Origin of the sequence: Peribacillus sp. YIM B13482 (genome assembly GCF_042787975.1) — a bacterium.
GTDB lineage: Bacteria > Bacillota > Bacilli > Bacillales > DSM-1321 > Peribacillus > Peribacillus simplex_A.
In genome coordinates this window covers 1-1092 of record NZ_JBHZPF010000144.1, presented here as the reverse complement: position 1 = coordinate 1092, position 1092 = coordinate 1, and the positions used below count along the sequence as shown (strand labels likewise).

Below are 1092 nucleotides of genomic sequence, written 5' to 3'. Positions count from 1 at the left end.
ACTTAGTTGGACAATAAAAATAAGGGCATGTAGAATCATACACAATAAGTGAGGAGAATCTACTATGTCTAGAAAAAGAAGAACGTTTACAACAGAGTTTAAAAAGCAAGTGGTTGCTTTATATGAAAATGGGAAAAGTCGCCACGATATTGTCAGTGAATATGAATTAACTGCATCTGCTTTAGACAGATGGATTGCGCAATTCCAACAGACTGGTTCATTCAAAGAGAAAGACAATCGAAGTCCTGAAGAACAAGAATTAATGGAGTTAAGAAAAAGAAATAAGCAGCTAGAAATGGAAGTCGATATTTTAAAGCAAGCCGCGCTGATCATGGGACGAAAAGAGAAGTGATTGAAAGAAATCGTCACACCTATTCGGTATCAGCAATGTGCGAAGTCCTGCAAATAGCCCGGAGTACATTTTATTATGAAACAGAAATAGCAGCTCAAAAAGAACAAGAAAAAGCTGCAGAAGAACAAAAATTAAAAGAAGAGATCCTTCTGATTTTCAACAAAAACCGTCAAGTATATGGAACTCGCAAAATGAAAGATGCCCTTTTTAAAGCAGGTCGCACGGTATCCAGACGGCGCATTGGTCGGTTAATGGGTGAGCTTAAAATCCAATCGAAGTATACACAAGCATCATACAAGCCAATGAGCTCACCACCAAATGAAGAATCCGTTCGAAACGTGTTACAGCGAGAATTTCAAGTAGACGAAGAGATGTCAGTAGTGGTAAGTGACTTAACGTATGTCAAAGTAGGCAAGCAATGGAACTACGTCTGTTTTTTAATAGATTTATATAATAGAGAAATAGTTGGTTACAGTGCTGGAGAGCGAAAAGACGCAGCTCTAGTTCAACGCGCATTCGCAACTGTCAAGCATCCATTAGGAAATGTGAAAGTATTTCATACAGACCGTGGTTCTGAATTTAAAAACGTTGGTATCGATGAACTACTAGGTAAATACCAGATAAAACGCTCTCTAAGCCATAAAGGGAATCCTTATGATAATGCGGTGGCAGAAGCAACATTTAAGATACTAAAAACAGAATTAATCAACGGAACGAACTTTCTGACCCTTGAACAACTC

2 protein-coding genes are annotated in these 1092 nt (G+C 38.1%); both read left to right on the top strand.

The features are described 5' to 3' along the window. The first annotated feature begins 64 nt into the window (after positions 1 to 64). On the top strand, positions 65 to 352 hold the full coding sequence (locus ACFX4L_RS25375) for a transposase (RefSeq protein WP_377406681.1): 288 nt from the start codon (positions 65 to 67) through the stop codon (positions 350 to 352). After that, a partial coding sequence (locus tag ACFX4L_RS25370; protein WP_377406679.1) for an IS3 family transposase occupies positions 349 to 1092 on the top strand: 744 nt, incomplete at its 3' end. The genes ACFX4L_RS25375 and ACFX4L_RS25370, both read left to right, overlap by 4 nt.

What these genes read in the sequence shown, in the direction of transcription:
- ACFX4L_RS25375 (WP_377406681.1), top strand. Translation starts at nt 65, where the DNA reads ATGTCTAGAAAAAGAAGAACGTTTACAACAGAGTTTAAAAAGCAAGTG.